We start from the raw sequence: 19,116 nt of genomic DNA, 5'->3' as shown, positions 1-19,116 counted from the left end.
TACGGCTCGGAAGAACTGCGCCATGTGCTGCGGTGGGTTCCGAAGAGAATCAGCGAGATCCTACACGTCTTGATATGCCCTTTTCCCGCACTGGGACAGCCGGAAACTGAAGTTGTCAGCTACTGAGCCAACTGATCAGTCAGAACGCCGGGCAGGTTCGGGGGGTCATGAAAAATCCTGACAAGGACGGCAACAGCGGCGGTTACGGTGTCACCACCGTCCTGACGCCGACCACGCCCGGCGCCCCAGACATCCTGCGTCAGCTTGTCGTGACGTTTGTCAAGCATGGCGGCACCATCAAAGTGGGTGACGTGTTCAAGGTCCAGAGCGTGGATCAGGTGGAAGGACGCGTCCAAGGCGACGGGGAAACTGCGGCCACTGTGCTCTTCAGTGCTGACATCATTGGGACCCTTAAGATCGAGTGGAAGGCAGTGGGCACCAAGGGCACCGTGACAGTGCTCAAGGTCAGCGATCAGTTCGTGACCCTCAAGCTGGACGGCGCACTGCTCAACAACGCCGCAGATCCAAGTGGGGGGAGCCAGATGCTGGTCAGCGGGACGTTCAGCTACGTGCCCGAGCCTCGTTGACTCGCCGCCATTTGAGGGGCGCGTGGCCCAGCACAATGGACTGCAGCTTGCAGGCCTTCATGGCGCGGATGGCCTGTTTGCGGTCACGACACGGCTGCGCCCTCGCTGTACCCTCCCGCCTGAAGGGGCTGAGCTCCCCCTCTATCTGACGCACTGGCCGGTGCACGTGTCCTACCGCTTCATCGTGGGGGCTGACTGGCGTGGGAACAATGACTCGTCCTTGGAAGACAGGGCACAGTTAAACGGTCCGAGTGAGTTCAACTCACGCTGGTCAGGACAGTTTTTGAACTTGATTCCAACAGCCTCAACGTAAACCAGTCTCAAGCGACAAAAAACTCCTCTCCCCTTGCGGTGGAAGACTGGGAGGGGGGTGAATGTGACGGGTCCAACTACCTGCTGTTCCTGGAGGATGAGCGCGGGCAAGTTTACGTGTACAGGCGCAGTTGACTCGCCCAACCCCGGCATGTTGAGTGGCCTCCGTTCCTGCCGGGCTTACGTGGCGGGGGCGAAATTTTGGTCAATTCGCATGAGAGCCCTCCGGATCTGAAGTTTAGAGGCGTGCGGAAACGAAGATTTGAGCGGCGTTCCCGGCGCCCTGATGGGAGGCTCCTTCCGGTGTTGTAAAAATCAGTTGCACAGCGACCTACGCCGGCAACACATTTTTGCAACCCGCCCGGCTAAAATTCTGGCCCTCGCCGGCGCCGGCTTTAGCCCCAAGGCTTTTCAGGATGTTCTTGTGGACGAACCTCGAGCGGTTGAGGATCAAAAGGAGCTATGCAGGCTTCCATTCATGCCCTTACACCTTGTAGTGGGACCTTTGCAAGACCAGATAGCGCGTTGCTGAGGGTGAACGTGCGCTGGATGCCGCTTGGGAAGGAAGCATGCCAATCCTCTATGTCCCTGGATGCCGATGCGCTGGCCAGGGCTACTGCGTGATATCGCAGGGGCGGATGGGGCCGACGGGCGCAGGTCTGCGAGCGGTCCCAGCAGCGCAAACGAAAAAGGCGACCCGAAGGCCGCCTTTGATTTCTTCAACATAGCGCGGTATGCGCCGGGTGTCCAGCGTATGCGCCGGATGCGGCCTGCCGCCCTACCTGCGGCGGAACTCGACGGTCTCGGCACTGGGGTTGATGTTGCTCGTTTTCCAGTCCACCGCCAGCCACGCCTTGCCCTGGGAGTGGGTCTCAGTGTTGGACCACCACGCGGGGGCATGCGTGCTGCGGGCGGTTGCCGGAAGGTCAGCGCCGAGGATCTTCTCAATTTCGCTGTAGCTGAGGGTCACGGTGGGCGTGGTGCTGGGGAGGGCGGCCAGATGCGCGGCCAGCGGGGCATATCGCTTGCCGATGGCCTTGATGGCTTCGGCGTCCTTGACGCTGATGCTGCCCTCGGGCGTGCTGACGGGTTCGGCGAGGAACGCGGGGAGCCGTTGCAGGAGGGTTGCCGCGTCGAGACCAGTGGGGAGGGAGAGGTTGAGGACGACATCGCTGTCCGTGACCAGCCGCACTTCTAGAAAACTTTTCATACCTGAAAGTAACTTATTTTAGAGTTATAGGCAAGACCCCCTGACAACTTTTGTTATCGTGGGGTATGAAACGCCTGCTTCTGCCACTGCTGCTTCTGTCTTTACCCTCGATGGCCCAGGCGACCCAGTGGGAATACGCCACCTACATTCAACTGGCTGCCCGCAATTCAGACGATCTCAAAAACGGAAACATCTACTCGTGGAGTTCCCCAGGGACAGACGTCGGCTCCGATGACTTTCCCACATTCATGGAGAAGTTGACGAAGGGAAAAAGCACCAGCTTCTTCTTCCCAGAGTTCCTGAACTTCGTGGGCCGGGACGGGTGGGAGCTGGTCAGCGTGTACGAAGACCAGCAGGACAAAATTGAGGCACTGACTGACCCGCGCAAGATTCAGCGCCAGTGGTTCATCTTCAAGCGTCCGGCGGCGAAATGACCCTCGATTTCTACCGGGGTGACCTCGTCGCCCGCGCCTCGCACCTCGCCACCTTGAACACTGAGGAACTGCACCGCCGTGCCGCCGTGGCCGCCCGCGACAAAGACCCGGACACGCTGTGGGCCTTGACCGAGGCGTACCTGACCACGCACGGGGCCGCCGGGGCACGGGTCAGCCCGCACACCCTGCGGACCTACGGTGAGGCTGTCCGCGCGTTCCTGACCTACGCCACCGACAACGCCGTGAACCTGCTGAGTCCCGGCGCAAACGTAGGGGCGCTCTACCTGCGGCACCTGGAAGCGGCAGGCAAGAGCGCGGCCACCGTGCGGGTCAAGCTGGCCGGGGCGCGGACGCTGTACAAGGCGCTGCGCTGGGCCGGGGCCACCACCGAGGACGCCTTCGCAGACGCGCGAGCCGCCCCGGACTCCACCGCCGCCTGGGACAAGCGCCAGCCGTACACCGAGGAGGAAATGACCCGCCTGCTGGGGGCCGCCGACGCCCGCATGACCGCGCTGCTGCTGCTGTGCGGCCACAGCGGCCTGCGGATCGCGGAAGCGTTGGCGCTGGCCTGGGCCGACGTGGACCTGAGTGCCCGCGCCCTGACCGTCAAGAACGGCAAGGGCGGCAAGACCCGGCGGGTCAACCTGTCCCGCTCGCTGGGGGCCGCCCTGGAAGCCCTGGAGACGATGGAAGGCTGGGAGGATCTGGTCATCGGTGGCGGCGTGGACGCGGCCAGGGAGCGGCTGGGCTGGCTGTGCAAGCGGGCCGGGGTGGGCAACAAAGGGTTCCATGCGCTGCGCCACTACGCGGGCACCAAGCTGGTCCGTGAAGGCCACAGCCTGGACGCCGCCGCCCGGCACCTGGGCCACGCCAGCATCGAGACCACCCGCATCTACGCCAAGTGGGCCGACGACGGACTGCGTGAGGCGCTGGACGAGTGGTGAGGGGTCCAGGCTGAGTCAAAGGACTCGGCACGCTGCATGAGGAACTGCGCTTGAAGACGGGTCCTGAGCAAGCGCAGTCGCGCCCACACTGGTTTTCCCCATCGGCGTCAGCCCTCTTGGACGCTAAAATGTCTGCCAGAGGACACCCACATGATGAGTAAAGAATGGTTGATCGTCCGCAAGAACGCCACGCACGCCATCGTGGACGAGATGGCCACCACCCGCTCCACGATGGAACAGGACGAGGCCTGCCTGCATCAGACCTACCCAGACAGTGCCTTCACGGTCAGCCTTTACACCAGCAGCCGCCCCGTAGCCAGCGGACGCGAGTTGGCTGGCGGCGGCTGGGACTGGGACCTTTCCGACTCGGACTGAATCTCGAGGCTGCCCGCTTGCCCGCAACCCAGACGCCCGGGTGGGCAAAGATGGGCTTGAACGTTTTTTCTGTCTTGGACACATGACATGGGGGGCGCTCTGGGCGCTCGAGCGCCTAGGGCGACTGGGTGGTGCAGCGCCTAGAGCGCCCCCCTGTAAGCTGCGACATGACCGACACTGCCAACCGCAGAGACCCGCTGGAACGCATCGCGGACGCCCTGGAACAGATCGCGGGCCTGATGGCCCAGGACGCCGCCCGGAAGGCCGAGGGGCAGGCCGAAACCGCCGCAGCGCAGGCTGAGGCCGATGAGTCGTGGGCACAGAACGCCCTCGACAAGGGCATGCCTGTGGACGGCCCTGGCAAGAAGCTGTAGGCGGGACGCTCAGGGACTTGGAAAGCGGGTGGACCCAGCGGCGGCAGCCCCACAGGGATGCGGCGCAGGGACCAAACCGCATCAAGACTCAAGCGCCTGAGCGGCAACCCAGGCGCTTAAAAAAAGGTGGTTCTCATGGCGAAACACCGTGAGACTACCAAAGCGGAAGGCGGCAGCCGCCCATCAGTTCAGTCACGCCACCCGCGTCGGGAACCGTGCCGCGTCGGCAGACGTTCCGTGCGTGGGGCGTACCCTGGGGTCATGAAAGAGCGCGTCGTCATCGCCCCGGCCATCTGCAACGGCAGGCCCACCGTGCGCGGCACCCGCATCATCGCCCAGACGATCATCGAGTTCCTGGCCGCCGGGGACCGCATTGAGGACGTGCTGGACGAATACCCGACGCTGACCCGCGAGGACGTGCTGGCCTGCCTGGCCTTCTCCTCGCGCCTGCTGGGACACCAGTTCAGGATTGAGAAGATCGCCTGAAGTCCAGCGGCTATCTGCTGGACGAGAACCTGTCCCCCAAGCTGCGCGCGGGCTTTAACCCGGCGGTGCGGTGGTGCATGCCAGGGACCTGGGGGACAACCCCACGGACCTGGAACTGTGGACCTCCGCCGCTGAGCACGCCCTGGTGATCGTCACCAAGGACGCGGACTTCACGGATCGCATCCTGGTCCTGGACGCGCCGCCGCCTGGCTGGTAGCGCTGCAAATCTGGAGCCACAGGAGCGCTATGTCCGCTACATTGGCCGCCGATGAACCATCCCCTCAAACGCGGTCTGCTGAGCATCCTACTGCTCCTCACCGCCTGCGCGCCCACTGCCAGCGCCTCCAACGACGACGTGACCCGCTCCAGTCGGGACTTCACCCAGACCACCGTGTTTGCCCCCGGCCAGATCTGGACCCTGGGCTGGGGCGACTGGGAGCACGAACGCGAGGACACCTTCACCGTGCCCGCACTGACGGCCGCCGAGAATGGTCACCAGAGCTACGTCACGACGCTGGAGAGCGGCGACACCGTGAGCTTCGAGCAGCAGTTCGGCACCGAAACGAGCGCGTACCTGCGGGTGCGGCTCGACAGCAAAACTGAAGGCACCCACTCGTGCATCGTCGGGATGTCCAGAGACATCAACCCCAAGCTGGTCTTGGGCGGCATCTACGGCATGACCTTCGACGACGCGGCCGACGCCCTGTTCCTCAAGACCGACCACAGCGCCGGGCGCCGCTCCTGCGTGCTGATCCCCAAGAACAAGAACTGAAGCGCACCCTGTTGCTCGGCCTGAGCACCGTGCTGGACCTGAGCGCCTGCGCACCGACGTCGAACTCCTCCGTCCAGACGAACGGGCCGCAGGACACCAGCTGTGCTCTCGGGCAGACCTGGACGGTGGACCGAGGCGACGGCCGCCAGGACACCGTCACGGTGCCGTAGATCAGCTTCGCCAAGAACGGTCACTTCGCCTATGCCCGGATCGGCATCCACAGCCACCAGCTCAAGGAAGACGGCAGGTGCGGCTGCACTGCGGCAACCTGCGCGCCCGGCCCATGCGCGAGTTCCTGGAAGGCCAGTGGCCACGCGTGGAGGCCCTGCTGGGGCAGGACCGGCTGATTCAGGTCTACCTGGACCGCATCGAGGTGCTGACGTGAGACTGTGGGACACCAGGGTGCAGCGGAGACGGTCTGATCATGTTGATATTTTCGCGCTGGCTGCCCCGGGTGCCCCAGCGTCCACCCCACCGTTCATCCTCCAAAGCTGAAGCCCACCGCCTGCGCCCCCCTGCTGCGTGATGGAACGCCCAAGGCACGCGCCGCCCTGCTCTCTTTTCGCCGTTAGTTTTCTCTTTATATTTCTCAGTGATGTCCGACTCCACCACTCTGGCGTCCGTGCTGGAGGAACTGGCCCGGACGCGCGCCGCGCTGGCCGACGCACAGCGCCGCAACGCGGTGCTGTCCACCTTCGTGACCCTAAGCGAAGCCGCCACCACCACGGAAGACCTGACCCTGCTGGCCCAGCATGCCGAGGCGGTCCTGCGCCAGAACATTCCGGGCCTGCTGGCCGCGTACTACAAGCACCACGGGGAGCGATGGATCGCGCGCGTCACCACCGACGGTTTGCCCCCAGACCTGGTGGCTCTGATCGAGACCGGATTGCCGCTGGACACCCCGTGTTTTGCGCAGACGGTGAGCGCCCGCGCCCCGCAGTTCTTCGACCACTGGGACGCCGAGGAGCAGCGCCTGCCGTTCACCGAGGGGGTTCAGGCGGTGGGGTTGGTCCCGTTCTTCAAGGCGGGTCAGCCGGTGGCGATGCTGACGGTGGGGTTGATCAGCGATGCGGTCTGGACCGAGCAGCAGCAACACCTGTTCACGGCGGTCTACCAGGCGCTGGACAGTGCCCAGCAGCGCATCGCCCTGACCCAGATGCAGCAGCAGCAACGCGCCCTGGAAGTGTTCATGACGCTGACCGAGGCCATCGGCACGGAAACCGATCCACTCCGGCTGGCCGAGCGGGCCAAGGCGCTGCTTCACGAGACCCTACCCGAGTGGTCTGTGGTCTTCTACGAGTGGCAAGACGACCTGTGGCGGGCGCGGCTGGCGGACGTGCCGGACCCCACCCTGCGCGCTGCCCTGCTCATCGGCCTCCCCGCGAGCACCCCTGCCTTCCAGGCCGCCGTGCAGGCGAGAAAGCCCGTCTTCTTTGAACACTGGAACGCCGAGGAGCAGGCCTTTCCTCACAGCGAGTCGTACGGCAAGGCCGCCTTCACCGCGTACTTCCATGACGGCGGGCCAGCGGCCCTGTTCGCGGTAGGCAATCAGCGGCGCCGGGTGTGGCGCCCTGAGGACCAGGCCGTGTTCGAGACGGTCAGTCGCAGCCTGGGGCTGGCGCTGGACCGGGCCTGGCAGACCCAAGCCCTGGAACAGCAGCGCGGCGAGTTGCAGGCCAGCGCGGCGCGGCTCGAGCAGGGCAACCGGGAGTTGCAAGCCGCCAACGAGGAACTTGAGGCGTTCGCGTACAGCGCCTCGCATGACCTGCGAACCCCGGTGCGGCACATCAAGGGCTTTGCCGAGATGGCCCGCCGCGCCGCCGTGAAGGGGGACGCGGTCAAGCTCAGGCAGGGACTGGAAGTGATCGAGGGGGCGGCGGACCAGATGAACACCATGATTGACGCCATGCTGGGCCTGGCGCGCAGCGTCCGCCAACCCCTGACGCACACGGTGGTAGCACTGGACGCCCTGGTGGCCGAGGCGCGGCGCAACGTGGAGGACGAGGCCGAAGGCCGGACCATCAACTGGCAGGTGGAGGCGCTGCCGTGCGTGATGGGGGACGCGGCCACCCTGCAACAGGTTCTGGTCAATTTGCTGAGCAACGCGGTCAAGTTCACCCGGCCCCGCGCGCAGGCGGTGATCGAGATCGGAGCGCGGCAGGACGCGGTGGAGACCACACTGTGGGTGCGCGACAACGGGGTGGGCTTTGATCCAAAGTACCAGGTCAAGCTGTTTGGTCCTTTCCAGCGGCTGCACCGGCACAGCGACTTTGAGGGTACCGGGATCGGGCTGGCCACCTCGCGGCGCATCATCCTGCGCCACGGGGGCCGCATCTGGGCCAGCAGCGTGCTGGATCAGGGCACCACGGTATCGTTTGCGTTGCCACATCAGCGCCCGGCCGCGGCCATGGAGGACGCGGAGGCAGACCGCGTGGTGGGGTGAGCGGCACTCGCTCTGGCGGGGATGGACGCCTTTGCCGTCCCAGCCGCATGAGAGGGAGCGCTCACGCGGCCGCTCGCGGATCAGCGCGCTCCAACGTGGCGAAGGCCATCCTCATGTTGGCGCAGAGCCTAGGGCTGGAGACGGTCGCGGAGGGTGTGGAAACTGGGGAAGAACTTGAGCTGCTGAGGGACCTGGGCTGTCACCTGGGTCAGGGCTACCTGTTCGCCCGCTCGCTGCCGGCGACGGATGCCTTCTGGTAGCGGGGCTGGGGCACGTTCTCGTCGTCACTCCCTGACTGAGCCTGCTCTGGTGAAGGGTCAGAGCTAGACTGTGCCCAATTCACATCAGAGTTCTCCGACGCTTTAGTGCACAGGCATGCAGAAGTGAGCGGATTCTGGGTCTCCCGCAGCCTTCGTGCTGGGGCGTCCTAGACCAAATAATGGAGAGTGGACTTCTCTCTCCTCCCTGACGCCTGACAGTTGCTGGACTTCGTTCAGGACGGCGAATTACACCCTGCTTCGTATGGGGGGATGATGCGTCAGGAAGAACCGGGTCAGGCGGCCTTCACTGCAGGACACGGGCCGGAACGTGCAACTCCTGTAAGAACAGCCTGCCTATCCTGGAACCTGATCTCGTCTGTGGCTCCTGTCTTCCGGACAGCACCGACTTGTCCGGCCAGCCGGCCGCCGGTCCTCTCACGCCCGTTGTCCCGGCGGGCCCACGGTTCCAAGGAGCAGTACATGACGATTCATGAAGATCGAGCGCGCCCAGCCGGGCTTTTGACCCTGATCACCGCAGGACTGGCCCTGTGGCTGGGCGCGTGCAGCGCCCCGCTCCCGCCACCGACCGAGGTCCCTGGCGAGGACGGCCTGGGCGGCGGCCTGCAGGCCACGTCCCTGGCGGTCGACTGGTACAGTCCTTCGGGCATGTATCCCGGCAAGGGCTACAGTTCAGTGACCGGCGAGATCCAGGGCACCTGTATCCGGGCGGATCTCGCGCCCGCCACCATCGGACCCGCGTCGGCGGACTACCGCATCGACGTGGCCTCCAACAGCCGGGAGCTGGCCCAGAAGCTGGGCGTGTCCAGCGAGGCGTCCATCGGCTTCGGGGCCTTCTCGGCCTCGGCCAAAGCGTCGTACACCCGTGACCAGCAGGCCAACAGCTCCGCGGTGTACATCATCGCCCGCGCCGACATCCAGGGACCGTCTGTCAACCTGATCAACCCACGCCTGATGACGGCGGCTGAGGATCCGGCCGGCGATGACAACGCTGCGGCGTACAGGGACGACTATCTGGCCTTCTTCAGCAAGTGCGGTGACCGGTACCTGGACTCTGCCGTCACGGGGGCCACCTACCGCGGCGTCGTCCGTGTGGAGACGTCGAGCGAATCCGAGAAGACGGCCGTGCTCGCCGAAGTTCGGGCCAGGTACGGGACGGCCAAGGGTGCGTCGTCCGTCGAGCGCACCGTCAGTGAGTTGTCGAGCCGCTACAACGTCTCGGTCGTGGAGTTCTACGACGGCGTGCTGCCCGACAGCTTCGCAAAAGATCCGGAAACGCTGATTGCCAACGCCACCGAGTTCCCGGCCCTGTTCCAGAAGAAATGTTCGGGACAGCTGATCAGCAGCGCGCAGCTCAGCTGCCTGAAGGTGGCTGTGTTTCAGGACTACCGCAAGCTCACGCTGACCATTCCGGACACCGGCGCCGTGACGCGGGCGCGTCAGGCCTTCGACCAGATGGCCGAGTACGGGCTGGAATACCAGGCCCTGCTCAACGACGCCATGTTCGCCCGCGACAACCCGCACCTCTTCAAAGACACGGCCGCGGACCTCGCGGCCCAGGCCGCCGAGGCGGGCCGGCGGCTGACCCAGGCCAGGAACAGCCTGGAAGCCTGCAGCGACAACCTGCGGGCGTGCCTGCCCGCGCCGGATTTGACGCCCCCGCTGCCTGATCCGGTCACGCTCACGCGTCCCTCGTGGATCAGTGTGGGCCAGGCCACCAGTTGTGCGGACTACCGGCTGAAGTTCCGCGCCAGCGGAACCAGCCGGCCGGACCACGAACTGCCCGACGGCGGATACCAGCTGTACGTCGGGACCGCGGCCCCGCACACCGCGCGACTATGGTGCCGCGGCATGAACACGGCCACACCGGCCGAATACCTCAGCCTCGTGGGCAGCAACGTCTCGGTGTATCGTGACCCCCCACTTCCTGGCGCGCCCGTCCCGATGCTGACCCAGGTGCGCTGGAACAAGGTGCGCATCGACCCGGCGACGCTGATCGTCGATCAGCAGGACTTCACATACGCCGCCGTCGTGTCCGGCAACGACCGCCGCGCCATTGGTTTCGGGACGGCCGTCGACGCCCTGCCGGGCTGGTACGAAGGACCCCGGACCTTTATCAAGGCGAACGTCGACTTGCGGGGCACCGACTTCCATATGGACGGGGTCTTCACTCACGTGACGGGCACCCTGACCGGCGATGCTGGGATATCGTTCCCCACCCCCCAGCAAGCCGAGATCACCGCACCTATCGGTGGAAGCGCTGGCGTCGGCGGTGACCAGCTCAACCCGGGCGTCCTCAGGCTCACGGTCAACAACTAGGCCGGGTTGTCCACTTGGATCCGGGCAGGCACCCCACGGTGCCTGCTCACTTCCTGCACCACCTCGACGACGCGCTCTCCCTTGATGCTGAAATCCACATGGACGGCCAGGCACTCCCGCGTCCAGGTGCCGATCAGCGTCAGTGCTCGAAACCGTTTTCCACCCTCAAGCGCGTCCGAAACACAATTCATCGCCCACACCTCACCCTGCTGCCCTATCTCTGGCTGCGCTGCACGTCGTGCAGCGCTCACATGCCGCCTGGGACGCTGGATTCGCAGGTTCAGCCGGCCAGCTGACACAGCCTGAAGAATCGCTTGTGGCTGACACGCCAGCCCTCCCGCGCCATCAGCACGTGGATCCTACGATATCCGCATCGCACCCGCGTGTGGGCAATCTCGGTCATCCTTTTCTGGATGGGTTGTTCCTCTGGGCGGGCGATGCCCTGATAGCGATAGATGGTCCTCCACTCGTTCAGAACGGCGCAGGCGCGTCGATACCTCGTCCGCAGGTGATCGACCAGGACGCGGCGCTGGGCCGGCTTCAGAGCTCTTTTTGAATCACGTCCTGCAGCATGATCTTATCCAGACTCAGATCGGCCACCAGCTGCTTCAGCTTGCGGTTTTCCTCTTCGAGCTGTCTAAGACGGCGTAACTCGCTGACCCCCAGGCCACTGAATTTCTTCTTCCAGTTGAAAAACGTCGACTCCGCGATGCCCATCTTCCGGCAGACTTCGGCGATAGAGATGCCGGTTTCGGCTTGTTTAAGAGCAAATGCAATCTGTTCTTCGGTATATCGTTTTCCACGCATTGTGGGCCTCCTGGGGGACTTCCCCGATGATGCCAGAGGCTCCATTCTCATGTGGACAGGTTATCAGGGCTCAGGTCACAAGTTCGCCGCGCAGAACGCTCAGGACAATGCCCTCTTTGAGATCGGTGCTCCAGACTTTTCGTTGCTTCCCCATGATGGTCTCCAGTGTGCTCGTCCCTCGCGTTGAAAGGGTCAGGGTCTGCGATTAGCGGTCGGCCGAAAGGCCGAGCACCCGGTCAGCGCATCAGGCCGGTCAGGACCGCAACGGGGTCCTGACCGCGCAACCGCGCGGTCTCCACGGTGGACTTGATCCGCATGTACGTCTGCGCGCCCACCGCATTCTTGCTGCACTGCGAGACCTTCCTCGCCATCACCACCGTCCGCAAGCTCCGTTCCGCTGCGTTGTTCGTCGGTGGAAGGTCCGGGTCCTTCAGGAACCGCCACAACCGATCCAGCACGCGCTGCTTCAGGATGCCCAGTCGAAGTCGCTCGTTCGCTTTCGACTGGAGCGGCGCCCGATTCAGCAGGGCGTCCAGACGCAGGGTGAGTTCCTCACCCTGCTGCGCGTACTCCTCTCGCGTGCATACACCCGTCGTCACGTCCCGATGCAGTCGGATGCCATCCCGGAAGACCTGCGCAACCCGCTGCCCGTACAGCTCTCCCCGCCCAGGTCGCCGCTGTTCTCCAGCGGCGACCTCATCTGCATTGCGGATCAGGTGCGCCAGGCACTTCTGTTGCCGGACGTCCCGCAGGAAACGGCTGTTGTACGAGGAGAAGCGGTCACTGACCAGCACGCCCGTGAAATTCTGCCCCAGACCTTCCCGGACTTCCACGTTCGTGTGCCGCAGGTTGGCGCGGAACACCACGGTGTCCGCGCTGCGGAAGGTGCCCACCCAGGCGTTCTGAGTGCCGATCCGCCAGCCAGTGTCGTCGTGATGCACGAACGGTGCCTGCTGCACCTGTGTCTGTAGTCCATCGACGTGGGCAGACAAGGCGCTGCCGTCAGCCGCAAGCCGCCGTGCGGCTTGCGTGATCGCACTCTGCGTGACCTGGATGCCGCCGAGGAGATTCATGACCCGCCCGATGCGGCGGACCGGAAGGCCCAGCTCGTGATGCAGGGTTTGAAGGGTGGCATGCAGGACAGGGCCGAGTCGATGAGCGGTCGCGCCCACCTGATCGGCGTTCAGGTCGGGATGGTCACCACGCACCGCGTGGTGACACTGGGGGCACTCCATGACGGGCACGTGGTACTCGGTGACCTGCATGGCGTTTTGGGGGGCGAGTTCCGTGACCCAGGCCTTGTCCTGACGGGTGAAGATCAGCGGCCCCGTGAACCCACAGCGAGGACAGGTGTTCGGCGTGGCGACCTGCACGGTCTGAGTGATCTGTTGCGGCGTGGGTGGGGACTTATGCGCGAACGTGCCTTCACCAGGACGGCGTCCTGGTGGCTTGGGATCGGCGGTGCGTTTCTCACGACTGAAGGGTGCGGCGGACTTGCGTTCCCGCCGTTCAAGTTCCTCGATGCGCTTCTTCAGGCGGGCGATTTCAGCCTTGAGGGCTTTGTTTTCGGCGATCAGTTGGTCGATCTGCTCGGACTGGCGACGGATGATCTCGAAGAGATCTTTATCGGTCATCCCCGCGCCCATGGACAGCATGGTAACGGCAGGAGTGCCCGGCTAGAAGCCGGGCACCCGAGCGACCGCTAATCACAGACGGGTCAGGTTCTGGAAGTCATTCGTGGAGCATTACCTAGCCTAGTGTGCGCTTCCAACCAGTCAACGGACTACCACTAGCTGTACTTTGGGGATATTCAAGGACCGCTGAATAAAGCTGTGCAGGCGCGGCATTGACGGCAGGGAGGTGGCAGGGGACTCGCCCCTGCCACCTCGGCTCGGATGGCGGGAACGGTGTCGCCCATCAGATCGTCGGGCTGAGTGAGTCGTAGCCATTGAAGGAAGGTCAGAGCCACCATACAGAGCACGGCGTGGTGATGCAGGCCCTGCCAGGAACGGCCCTCGAAGTGATCCAGGCCGACTTCCTCCTTCAGCTCCCGGTGGGTCAACTCGCAGGCCCAACGGCGCTTGGTGACTTCCACCAGACGAGCCAACGGTGTGTTGGCGGGCAGGTTGCAGACGGAGTATTTGCGTTCCTCCCCCCGCCGCTGTTCCCCGATGATCCAGGCAGCTTGTCCGGGAAGGTGTTGGCCCTGGGCGTTCTCCTCCCCATCGGCCAGGCGAACGTAAGCCGCTGCAAAGCGTCCTGCAAGCGGGCCCTTGGTCCCGTGTCGCCAGACCAGGTGCTGCCATGCAGCACCGTTCAAGACCTCCTCCACCGATTGCCGGTCCTCAGAGGGAGTCGGGTGTTTCGGCCTTCTCCCGCGGAAGATCTTGGGGATCGGGATCAAACGCACATCCTTGGGATAGACCGTCTGCGTACGGGTAGTACCCACGGACCACAGCAGGCCTCGCTCGGTCAGTGCCTGCCGGAACTGGGCATTCACCCCGTACCCGGCATCCGCCAACACCATGCCGAAGGTGACGTGTTCGCGCACCCGGTCCAGTTCCTTGAGAGCCAGCTCCCACTTGGTCTGCGGCAGCTGGTGTTCCACTGGAACACCAGCTGCGCTGAGACGAGCAGGATCGCGGGTCCACTCCTGCGGTAGGAAGAGCCGTAACGCGAGGGGAACGGGCAACTCGTGCTGAGCCAAGGTCAAGGAGACCAGGCATTGGCAGGTGGTGATCTTCCCAGCCTGCCCCGAGTACTGGCGGGCGACGCCCACGGATTTGGTGCCGAACTTCGTCAGGCAGGTATCGTCGATGATCAGGACGGCTTCTTTCCCGCCGAGCATTTGCTGGGCCCGTTGAGCGAGGAGAGTTTCCAAGGGATCTGTCAGCCACGGGCTATCGGTGATGAATTGTTGGATGTGGTCTTCTTTCCCAGGCGCCACTACGGCGGCCAGGGGTTGCATGCTTTTCCGATGGGCAGTGCTGCAGAGTCCACGGACGTATAGCGGAGCCCAGGTTCGCTGGGCTCGGTGGCGAAAGTGCGTCAGGAAAGGTGCGAACCAGGTAGGAAAATGTCGAGTCCATCGAGGAAGGTGACGAGGCATAGCAGGAAGGCCAGCATCCGTGATGCTGGCCTCCGTGTCACCTCCCTGAATATCCCCAAAGTACAGCTAGAGCATTTGTCCGAATTGCTGCATCAGAAAAAAGACTTCTGATGCCTCCATTCTCTCCTTCGGAGCTGAATCAGTCCCAAATGCTCAGCAAAATTCACTCACTCCGTTCGGTCAAAAGCAAACAGCACTTTTGACAGATGCTCTAGTTCCCAGGCGTTGAGCCGTAATGCAAGTTTGGGCGTGAGATGACAGCCATTGCGGGCTGTGAGCTGCCTGGCCTCATGAACGACAAAGGCGGCGTACCGCGCTGCCTTGCTGTAGGGCGATAGGGTGTCCTGAACCAGCAGCATATCCTTGAGTCGGTTTCGCGCACTGCTGGTGAAGCCCCCTGAGGCTGACGCTCGAACTCTGGTGGTGCCAAAGAGGTGTGTGGAATGACGGCGTCATGGTCTGCCCCCCAGAAACTGGACGGTCATTGAGTAGAGACGAAGACTCGGTCCCAGCCCTAAGCTGGAAAGCGAGGCCCAGTCATGAAAATCCGACAGTTCACCGAAGACCAGATCATCAAACTCCTGCAGGACGGCAAAAAAGGCGAGAGGTCTGTCGAAGACCTCTGCCGCGACTTCGGATGCAGCACCGCGTCGTATTACGCCTGGAAAAAGAAATACGGCGATACCAACGCCGACGAAGCCAAACGACTTCGTCGGCTGGAGAAGGAAAACGCCCGTCTCCTGCGGATCGTCGGTCAGCAGCGCCTGGAGATCGACGCGATGAAGGATGTCATCGGAAAAAAGCGGTAACGCCCACTCAGAAACGCGCCGTGGTCAGGCAGCTGGTCGCGGCGCACATCAAGCCCGAACGGGCTTGTGTTCTGGTGGGCCTGGCCAAATCCTCCTGGCACTATCTGGCAAAGCCGCGTCAGGACAGCGAACTCCGACAGCAGATCCATGACCTGGCCCGGCGGTATCCCCGCCGGGGATACCGTTTCATTCACGCCCTGCTCGTCCGAGCAGGGGCCATCATCAACAAGAAGAAGGTTCGGCGCATCTGGCGCGAGGAAGGCCTCGCCATCAAACCTAAAGGGTCCCGAAAAATCCGCACTGGAGCAACAATTCCCATGCAGGCGGAGTACGCCAATCACGTCTGGACATACGATTTCATCTTTGACCAGACCCTGGAAGGGACCACCCTGAAAATCCTGACCTTGACGGACGAATTCACCCGGCAGTCCCTGGCCTTGCAGGTGGCGACGTCCTTCACCTCCAAGGAGGTGAGGGGCGTGCTCCAGGACGTGGTTGCAGGGCGCGGGGCGCCAGACTTCATCCGCAGCGACAACGGTTCCGAGTTCATCGCTCGTGAACTCGGGATCTGGCTCGCGGTACAGGACATAGGCACCCGGTTTATTGAACCGGGAAAACCGTGGCAGAACGGGTTCGCGGAGAGCTTCCACTCCCGTCTGCGCGCAGAATGTCTCAATCAGGAAGTCTTCTATTCCGCTAAACATGCCCAGGTGCTCCTGGACGATTGGCGGGCGTTCTACAACGCCCGCAGACCCCACTCGTCACTCGGCTACCGAACCCCAGACGAGTTTGCTGAGCAGGCCAGGGGGCGGCAGGCCGCCCCCCTTTGCGGAGACAACACCGCAAATGTGGCCGTCAGCCCGTCCCCTGGGTGAGCAGGAAAGCCGATGTAGTACCTTTGAGCTGAGCCGAGTCTCTACTCGAAACCGTCCAACTTTTGGGGCCACTCCAGTCATCGGTTGTCGAAGACCACCCGGGCGAAGTGACTTGGCGTGTGATTCTGTCCGGAGGTTCATTCCATTGTGCAGGCCGCGGGCCGCTTGATCCTCAACGCTTCTCCCTCCGTTCCAGGGGATCCCGTCGAAGGCATGGGCGATACTCGCCTGACTGAGCGGCACGGTATGTGGCGACGGCAACCGCTCTCAGCGGCCTCTTCACCCTTTGGGCAGGGTGAACGAGAAGGTTGCGCCCTGATCCAGGACGCCCTCGGCGGTGACCAGTCCGCCGTGCCGGGTGATGACCCGGCGCACGTTGGCCAATCCCACGCCGTTGCCCTCGAACTCCTCCTGGCGGTGCAGCCGCTGGAAGACCCCAAACAGCTTATGGGTGTAGTTGGGATCGAAGCCGACGCCATTGTCCCGCACGAAAATGCGCCAGTCGTACGGGCTTTCTTCAGCCCAGACCTCCACGTGCGCCTCTTCCCGGGGCGCGGTGTATTTCAGGGCGTTGGAAAACAGGTTTTCCATGACCTGACGCAACAAGCTCAGGTCGCCCATCACCAGTGGCAGCGGCCCGATCGTCCACGTCACCTGTCGGTCAAAGGCTTCGGGTTCGAGCAGTTCACGGACACTGGCCACCACGGAGCCCAGGTCCACCACACGCAAGTGCAGTGGTTGCTGAGACGTGCGCGACAGGTCCAGAATGGCGTCGATCAGGGTGGTCATGCGACTGGCCGCCTGATCCATGACGCCCAGATACCGCGCCGACTTTTCATCCAGGCGGTCGCCCAGCGTCGTGCGGAGCAGCTGAGCGAAACTGGTGAGGTGTCGGACCGGGGTGCGGAGATCATGGGAGACCGAGTAAGCGAAGGCTTCGAGTTCCTCATTGGCCGCGGCCAGGGCGTCATGCTTCGCCCGCAAACGCGCCGTTTGTTCGGCCCGCTCAAGCGCCAGGCCCAGTCCATGCAGGATGGTTTCGAGCACCATCTGGTCAATCGGAGTCCAGAGTCGTTGCGTGAACAGCGCGGCCCGGAAGCAGCCTACTGGGACTCCATCCACCAGCAACGGGAGAGTGGCCACAGCGTGAACATCCGCCCCAGGCTCCAAAAGCGTGGCGTTCCCCAGCGTGTCCACGCCCTGATACAGCGGTTGCCGGGTCTCGAACGGGCGCCACAACGCTGGGGTGGCCCGGGGCCACCCCGTTTCCATCTGCTCTTGTACGGTGAGATCTTGAAACTGGCCCACCTGGGCTTTGAGACACCACTGCTCGCCTTCCAGCTCAAAGTAGGTGAACACGCCCGGAGCCAGCAGGCCAGCAAGACTCTGCTGTGCCCGCCTGATTAGCGCGTAACGGTCGTCTTCCAGCCTCAGGTCGCGTGAGAGCTGGGCCACCGCTTCCAGGGCGCGGTTGCGGCTTTCGACTTCTTCTTTCTGGTGTTGGAGCTGCTGGGTGCGCTGCTCGACTTGACCCTGCAGGTCAGCCATCAGGCGGGCGCGGCCCAGGGCAATGCCGCACTGGGTGCTGAGGGTGCGCAGGAAAAAGCGTTCCTCCTGCGTGAAGTGGTGCGGCTCGGTAAAGTCCAGGACGATCAGGCCAAGCGACTTCCAGTTCTCGAACATGGGCAGGACCGCCGTCGCCACGGGTGGCGGGGCCCCCACGCGTTCTTCGAGGTCAGGATAGGCCAACATCAGTGCTTCTTGATGTTCGAAGAACAGGGCCGTCTGCTTGAGCACCGCTTCTCCAGCGGGGATGCTGCCGTCGAGTGGGCCGTCTTTCCAGATGGTCGGCACGTCAGGGCTGTAACCGTAGCTTTGGGCCAATTCCAGCCGGTCACCCTGAGCGTTGACCAACAAGACGGCTCCAGTCGTGGCCCCCACCGCTTCCAGGGCTGAGGTGAGCAGGGTATCGAAGACACCATGGACGGTGGTGGACGCCGCAAGGGCATGGGTCACGTCTTGCAGACGCTCGTTGAGTGAGAGATCCGCAGGCGTGCTGGAGGGGAAGGACATGCGGCATCTTAGGCCAGGGGCAGACTTCGAAATGGCTCACCGAACAGGACCACAGCCGAGAATTCAGCATTGAGGTGGGCAGCCACATCAAAGCTGGTCTGCACACCACCGCCCAACTTTGTCGGAAGCATGTATTTTCTTGGATTCCTGGTGCGTGACCTGCAGCTTCTCCTTTGAGAGAGTGGTACAGCGTTTCCCGGCTGATGCTCGGCAACTTGCATGGACTGAAGCCCAGGGCGCTCTGACCGCGCTGCGCAAGCAATTGGCCCGCCCGGCCCAGTACCATGCCTTCGCGGTTCAGGGCGCAGACCTGCGCGGAGTGAGGCGGCGCTGGCCGAAATCGAGGCCCTGGAATGAACCCCTCGGACAGGGTTCACTCCAGAGCTTCTCCCCAGACGGAGCGTCATTTCCCCTGATATCTGCGCAGCCCTGCGCGATATGTGAAAGGACAAGGACGAACTGCCTCTCTGACGCTGAGGCGCTCTTTCACGCGTGTGGTCCAATCACTCGCTTCCATCCCAGATTTTTCTAGCTCACCGCGCCTTGAGACGATGAGCCGTCCTGCTCACTCTTCAATTCACCGCGCCGCGCACCAGCATCAGTGCGACAGTGTATTCGGGGGAGCCAGGCGTGTTCTCAGTTTCAAAGTCTTCGAGCACGGCCCACAGGCGACGTTTGAGTTCCGTGGCTTTCTCGCGGCTCAGATCCATGTGACCGATGTTCAGAAAAAACGGCTCGTCGCCGAAGAACAGCTCATGGGCCGGTCCGTGTTCATCGCCGATCTCAGTAGCTGACAACTTCAGTTTCCGGCTGTCCCAGTGCGGGAAAAGGGCATATCAAGACGTGTAGGATCTCGCTGATTCTCTTCGGAACCCACCGCAGCACATGGCGCAGTTCTTCCGAGCCGTA

23 protein-coding genes are annotated in these 19,116 nt (G+C 63.4%); 14 read left to right on the top strand and 9 right to left on the bottom strand.

The genetic code is table 11. The features are described from left to right. The first annotated feature begins 167 nt into the window (after positions 1-167). Positions 168-587 carry a hypothetical protein gene (locus FHR04_RS19800; RefSeq protein WP_139404910.1) on the top strand — a complete coding sequence of 140 codons (420 nt, stop codon included), beginning with the start codon at positions 168-170 and terminating at the stop codon, positions 585-587. Between the two features lie 1,090 nt (positions 588-1,677). On the opposite strand, the gene FHR04_RS19795 is transcribed toward FHR04_RS19800, so the two are convergent. Continuing rightward, a complete protein-coding gene (locus FHR04_RS19795) occupies positions 1,678-2,109 on the bottom strand; it encodes a DUF7662 domain-containing protein (protein WP_139404909.1) in 432 nt (143 codons plus the stop codon). Positions 2,110-2,174: 65 nt separating this feature from the next. On the opposite strand from FHR04_RS19795, the gene FHR04_RS19790 reads away from it, so the two are divergent. The 11 genes from FHR04_RS19790 (at position 2,175) to FHR04_RS19750 (ending at position 10,534) form a co-directional block, all read left to right on the top strand. After that, positions 2,175-2,543: a hypothetical protein gene (locus FHR04_RS19790; RefSeq protein WP_139404908.1), complete on the top strand. Its 369-nt coding sequence runs from the start codon at positions 2,175-2,177 to the stop codon at positions 2,541-2,543. After that, positions 2,540-3,487 carry a tyrosine-type recombinase/integrase gene (locus FHR04_RS19785; protein ID WP_139404907.1) on the top strand — a complete coding sequence of 316 codons (948 nt, stop codon included), beginning with the start codon at positions 2,540-2,542 and terminating at the stop codon, positions 3,485-3,487. The genes FHR04_RS19790 and FHR04_RS19785 overlap by 4 nt, the downstream gene beginning before the upstream one ends. Before the next feature lie 150 nt (positions 3,488-3,637). Then, positions 3,638-3,862 carry a hypothetical protein gene (locus tag FHR04_RS19780; protein WP_139404906.1) on the top strand — a complete coding sequence of 75 codons (225 nt, stop codon included), beginning with the start codon at positions 3,638-3,640 and terminating at the stop codon, positions 3,860-3,862. A gap of 167 nt (positions 3,863-4,029) precedes the next feature. Further along, positions 4,030-4,236: a hypothetical protein gene (locus FHR04_RS19775; RefSeq protein ID WP_139404905.1), complete on the top strand. Its 207-nt coding sequence runs from the start codon at positions 4,030-4,032 to the stop codon at positions 4,234-4,236. Positions 4,237-4,497: 261 nt separating this feature from the next. Beyond that, a complete protein-coding gene (locus FHR04_RS19770) occupies positions 4,498-4,722 on the top strand; it encodes a DUF433 domain-containing protein (RefSeq protein ID WP_139404904.1) in 225 nt (74 codons plus the stop codon). Positions 4,723-4,795: 73 nt separating this feature from the next. Beyond that, positions 4,796-4,939 carry a DUF5615 family PIN-like protein gene (locus FHR04_RS21115; protein WP_170214047.1) on the top strand — a complete coding sequence of 48 codons (144 nt, stop codon included), beginning with the start codon at positions 4,796-4,798 and terminating at the stop codon, positions 4,937-4,939. A gap of 51 nt (positions 4,940-4,990) precedes the next feature. Next, a complete protein-coding gene (locus tag FHR04_RS19765; protein WP_139404903.1) occupies positions 4,991-5,494 on the top strand; it encodes a hypothetical protein in 504 nt (167 codons plus the stop codon). Between the two features lie 247 nt (positions 5,495-5,741). After that, positions 5,742-5,879, top strand: coding sequence for a hypothetical protein (locus FHR04_RS21110; protein ID WP_170214046.1), 138 nt, complete (start codon positions 5,742-5,744; stop codon positions 5,877-5,879). Positions 5,880-6,089: 210 nt separating this feature from the next. Beyond that, complete coding sequence (locus FHR04_RS19760; protein ID WP_139404902.1) at positions 6,090-7,937, top strand: sensor histidine kinase; 1,848 nt, start codon at positions 6,090-6,092, stop codon at positions 7,935-7,937. Between the two features lie 47 nt (positions 7,938-7,984). Continuing rightward, positions 7,985-8,197 carry an EAL domain-containing protein gene (locus tag FHR04_RS19755; protein WP_139404901.1) on the top strand — a complete coding sequence of 71 codons (213 nt, stop codon included), beginning with the start codon at positions 7,985-7,987 and terminating at the stop codon, positions 8,195-8,197. A 480-nt stretch (positions 8,198-8,677) separates the two neighbouring features. Beyond that, positions 8,678-10,534 carry a hypothetical protein gene (locus FHR04_RS19750; RefSeq protein ID WP_139404900.1) on the top strand — a complete coding sequence of 619 codons (1,857 nt, stop codon included), beginning with the start codon at positions 8,678-8,680 and terminating at the stop codon, positions 10,532-10,534. Here FHR04_RS19750 and FHR04_RS19745 read toward each other — a convergent pair. The 6 genes from FHR04_RS19745 to FHR04_RS19715 all read right to left on the bottom strand — a co-directional run bounded on the left by FHR04_RS19745 (position 10,531) and on the right by FHR04_RS19715 (position 14,809). Beyond that, a complete protein-coding gene (locus FHR04_RS19745; RefSeq protein WP_139404899.1) occupies positions 10,531-10,725 on the bottom strand; it encodes a hypothetical protein in 195 nt (64 codons plus the stop codon). The genes FHR04_RS19750 and FHR04_RS19745 overlap by 4 nt on opposite strands. A gap of 89 nt (positions 10,726-10,814) precedes the next feature. Continuing rightward, complete coding sequence (locus FHR04_RS21740) at positions 10,815-10,949, bottom strand: IS3 family transposase (protein WP_420810990.1); 135 nt, start codon at positions 10,947-10,949, stop codon at positions 10,815-10,817. A gap of 125 nt (positions 10,950-11,074) precedes the next feature. Further along, positions 11,075-11,341: a transposase gene (locus FHR04_RS19735; protein ID WP_170214044.1), complete on the bottom strand. Its 267-nt coding sequence runs from the start codon at positions 11,339-11,341 to the stop codon at positions 11,075-11,077. 236 nt (positions 11,342-11,577) lie between these two features. Further along, entirely contained in the window at positions 11,578-12,975 is a 1,398-nt protein-coding gene (gene tnpC, locus FHR04_RS19725) for an IS66 family transposase (RefSeq protein ID WP_249039240.1), read from the bottom strand. Positions 12,976-13,151: 176 nt separating this feature from the next. After that, positions 13,152-14,450 carry an IS701 family transposase gene (locus FHR04_RS19720; protein ID WP_081994939.1) on the bottom strand — a complete coding sequence of 433 codons (1,299 nt, stop codon included), beginning with the start codon at positions 14,448-14,450 and terminating at the stop codon, positions 13,152-13,154. A 167-nt stretch (positions 14,451-14,617) separates the two neighbouring features. Continuing rightward, positions 14,618-14,809, bottom strand: coding sequence for a hypothetical protein (locus tag FHR04_RS19715; protein WP_139404895.1), 192 nt, complete (start codon positions 14,807-14,809; stop codon positions 14,618-14,620). 180 nt (positions 14,810-14,989) lie between these two features. On the opposite strand from FHR04_RS19715, the gene FHR04_RS19710 reads away from it, so the two are divergent. Both FHR04_RS19710 and FHR04_RS19705 read left to right on the top strand, forming a co-directional pair. Beyond that, complete coding sequence (locus FHR04_RS19710) at positions 14,990-15,259, top strand: transposase (protein ID WP_139404784.1); 270 nt, start codon at positions 14,990-14,992, stop codon at positions 15,257-15,259. A 20-nt stretch (positions 15,260-15,279) separates the two neighbouring features. Continuing rightward, positions 15,280-16,134: an IS3 family transposase gene (locus FHR04_RS19705; protein WP_170214043.1), complete on the top strand. Its 855-nt coding sequence runs from the start codon at positions 15,280-15,282 to the stop codon at positions 16,132-16,134. A gap of 279 nt (positions 16,135-16,413) precedes the next feature. Here the strand turns inward: FHR04_RS19705 and FHR04_RS19700 are convergent, their stop codons facing one another. Together FHR04_RS19700 and FHR04_RS19695 are read right to left on the bottom strand one after the other, a co-directional pair. After that, positions 16,414-18,207, bottom strand: coding sequence for a sensor histidine kinase (locus tag FHR04_RS19700; RefSeq protein WP_139404893.1), 1,794 nt, complete (start codon positions 18,205-18,207; stop codon positions 16,414-16,416). A gap of 572 nt (positions 18,208-18,779) precedes the next feature. Continuing rightward, positions 18,780-19,004 (bottom strand): hypothetical protein, encoded by a 225-nt coding sequence (locus FHR04_RS19695; RefSeq protein ID WP_139404892.1) that lies wholly within the window; start codon positions 19,002-19,004, stop codon positions 18,780-18,782. Between the last annotated feature and the right edge of the window lie 112 nt (positions 19,005-19,116).

The sequence above is a fragment of the Deinococcus radiopugnans ATCC 19172 genome (assembly GCF_006335125.1).
GTDB lineage: Bacteria > Deinococcota > Deinococci > Deinococcales > Deinococcaceae > Deinococcus > Deinococcus radiopugnans.
Note: the sequence above shows the minus strand (reverse complement) of the source record. Positions and strands in the feature narration are given on the sequence as shown.

Coding starts and splice junctions, on each gene's coding strand:
- FHR04_RS19800 (WP_139404910.1), top strand. CDS start 168: ATGAAAAATCCTGACAAGGACGGCAACAGCGGCGGTTACGGTGTCACC.
- tnpC (WP_249039240.1), bottom strand. CDS start 12,975: ATGACCGATAAAGATCTCTTCGAGATCATCCGTCGCCAGTCCGAGCAG.
- FHR04_RS19770 (WP_139404904.1), top strand. CDS start 4,498: ATGAAAGAGCGCGTCGTCATCGCCCCGGCCATCTGCAACGGCAGGCCC.
- FHR04_RS19760 (WP_139404902.1), top strand. CDS start 6,090: ATGTCCGACTCCACCACTCTGGCGTCCGTGCTGGAGGAACTGGCCCGG.
- FHR04_RS19795 (WP_139404909.1), bottom strand. CDS start 2,109: ATGAAAAGTTTTCTAGAAGTGCGGCTGGTCACGGACAGCGATGTCGTC.
- FHR04_RS19750 (WP_139404900.1), top strand. CDS start 8,678: ATGACGATTCATGAAGATCGAGCGCGCCCAGCCGGGCTTTTGACCCTG.
- FHR04_RS19775 (WP_139404905.1), top strand. CDS start 4,030: ATGACCGACACTGCCAACCGCAGAGACCCGCTGGAACGCATCGCGGAC.
- FHR04_RS19780 (WP_139404906.1), top strand. CDS start 3,638: ATGATGAGTAAAGAATGGTTGATCGTCCGCAAGAACGCCACGCACGCC.
- FHR04_RS19790 (WP_139404908.1), top strand. CDS start 2,175: ATGAAACGCCTGCTTCTGCCACTGCTGCTTCTGTCTTTACCCTCGATG.
- FHR04_RS19710 (WP_139404784.1), top strand. CDS start 14,990: ATGAAAATCCGACAGTTCACCGAAGACCAGATCATCAAACTCCTGCAG.
- FHR04_RS19755 (WP_139404901.1), top strand. CDS start 7,985: ATGAGAGGGAGCGCTCACGCGGCCGCTCGCGGATCAGCGCGCTCCAAC.
- FHR04_RS19715 (WP_139404895.1), bottom strand. CDS start 14,809: ATGCTGCTGGTTCAGGACACCCTATCGCCCTACAGCAAGGCAGCGCGG.
- FHR04_RS19785 (WP_139404907.1), top strand. CDS start 2,540: ATGACCCTCGATTTCTACCGGGGTGACCTCGTCGCCCGCGCCTCGCAC.
- FHR04_RS19765 (WP_139404903.1), top strand. CDS start 4,991: ATGAACCATCCCCTCAAACGCGGTCTGCTGAGCATCCTACTGCTCCTC.
- FHR04_RS19720 (WP_081994939.1), bottom strand. CDS start 14,450: ATGCCTCGTCACCTTCCTCGATGGACTCGACATTTTCCTACCTGGTTC.
- FHR04_RS19700 (WP_139404893.1), bottom strand. CDS start 18,207: ATGTCCTTCCCCTCCAGCACGCCTGCGGATCTCTCACTCAACGAGCGT.
- FHR04_RS19745 (WP_139404899.1), bottom strand. CDS start 10,725: ATGAATTGTGTTTCGGACGCGCTTGAGGGTGGAAAACGGTTTCGAGCA.
- FHR04_RS19735 (WP_170214044.1), bottom strand. CDS start 11,341: ATGCGTGGAAAACGATATACCGAAGAACAGATTGCATTTGCTCTTAAA.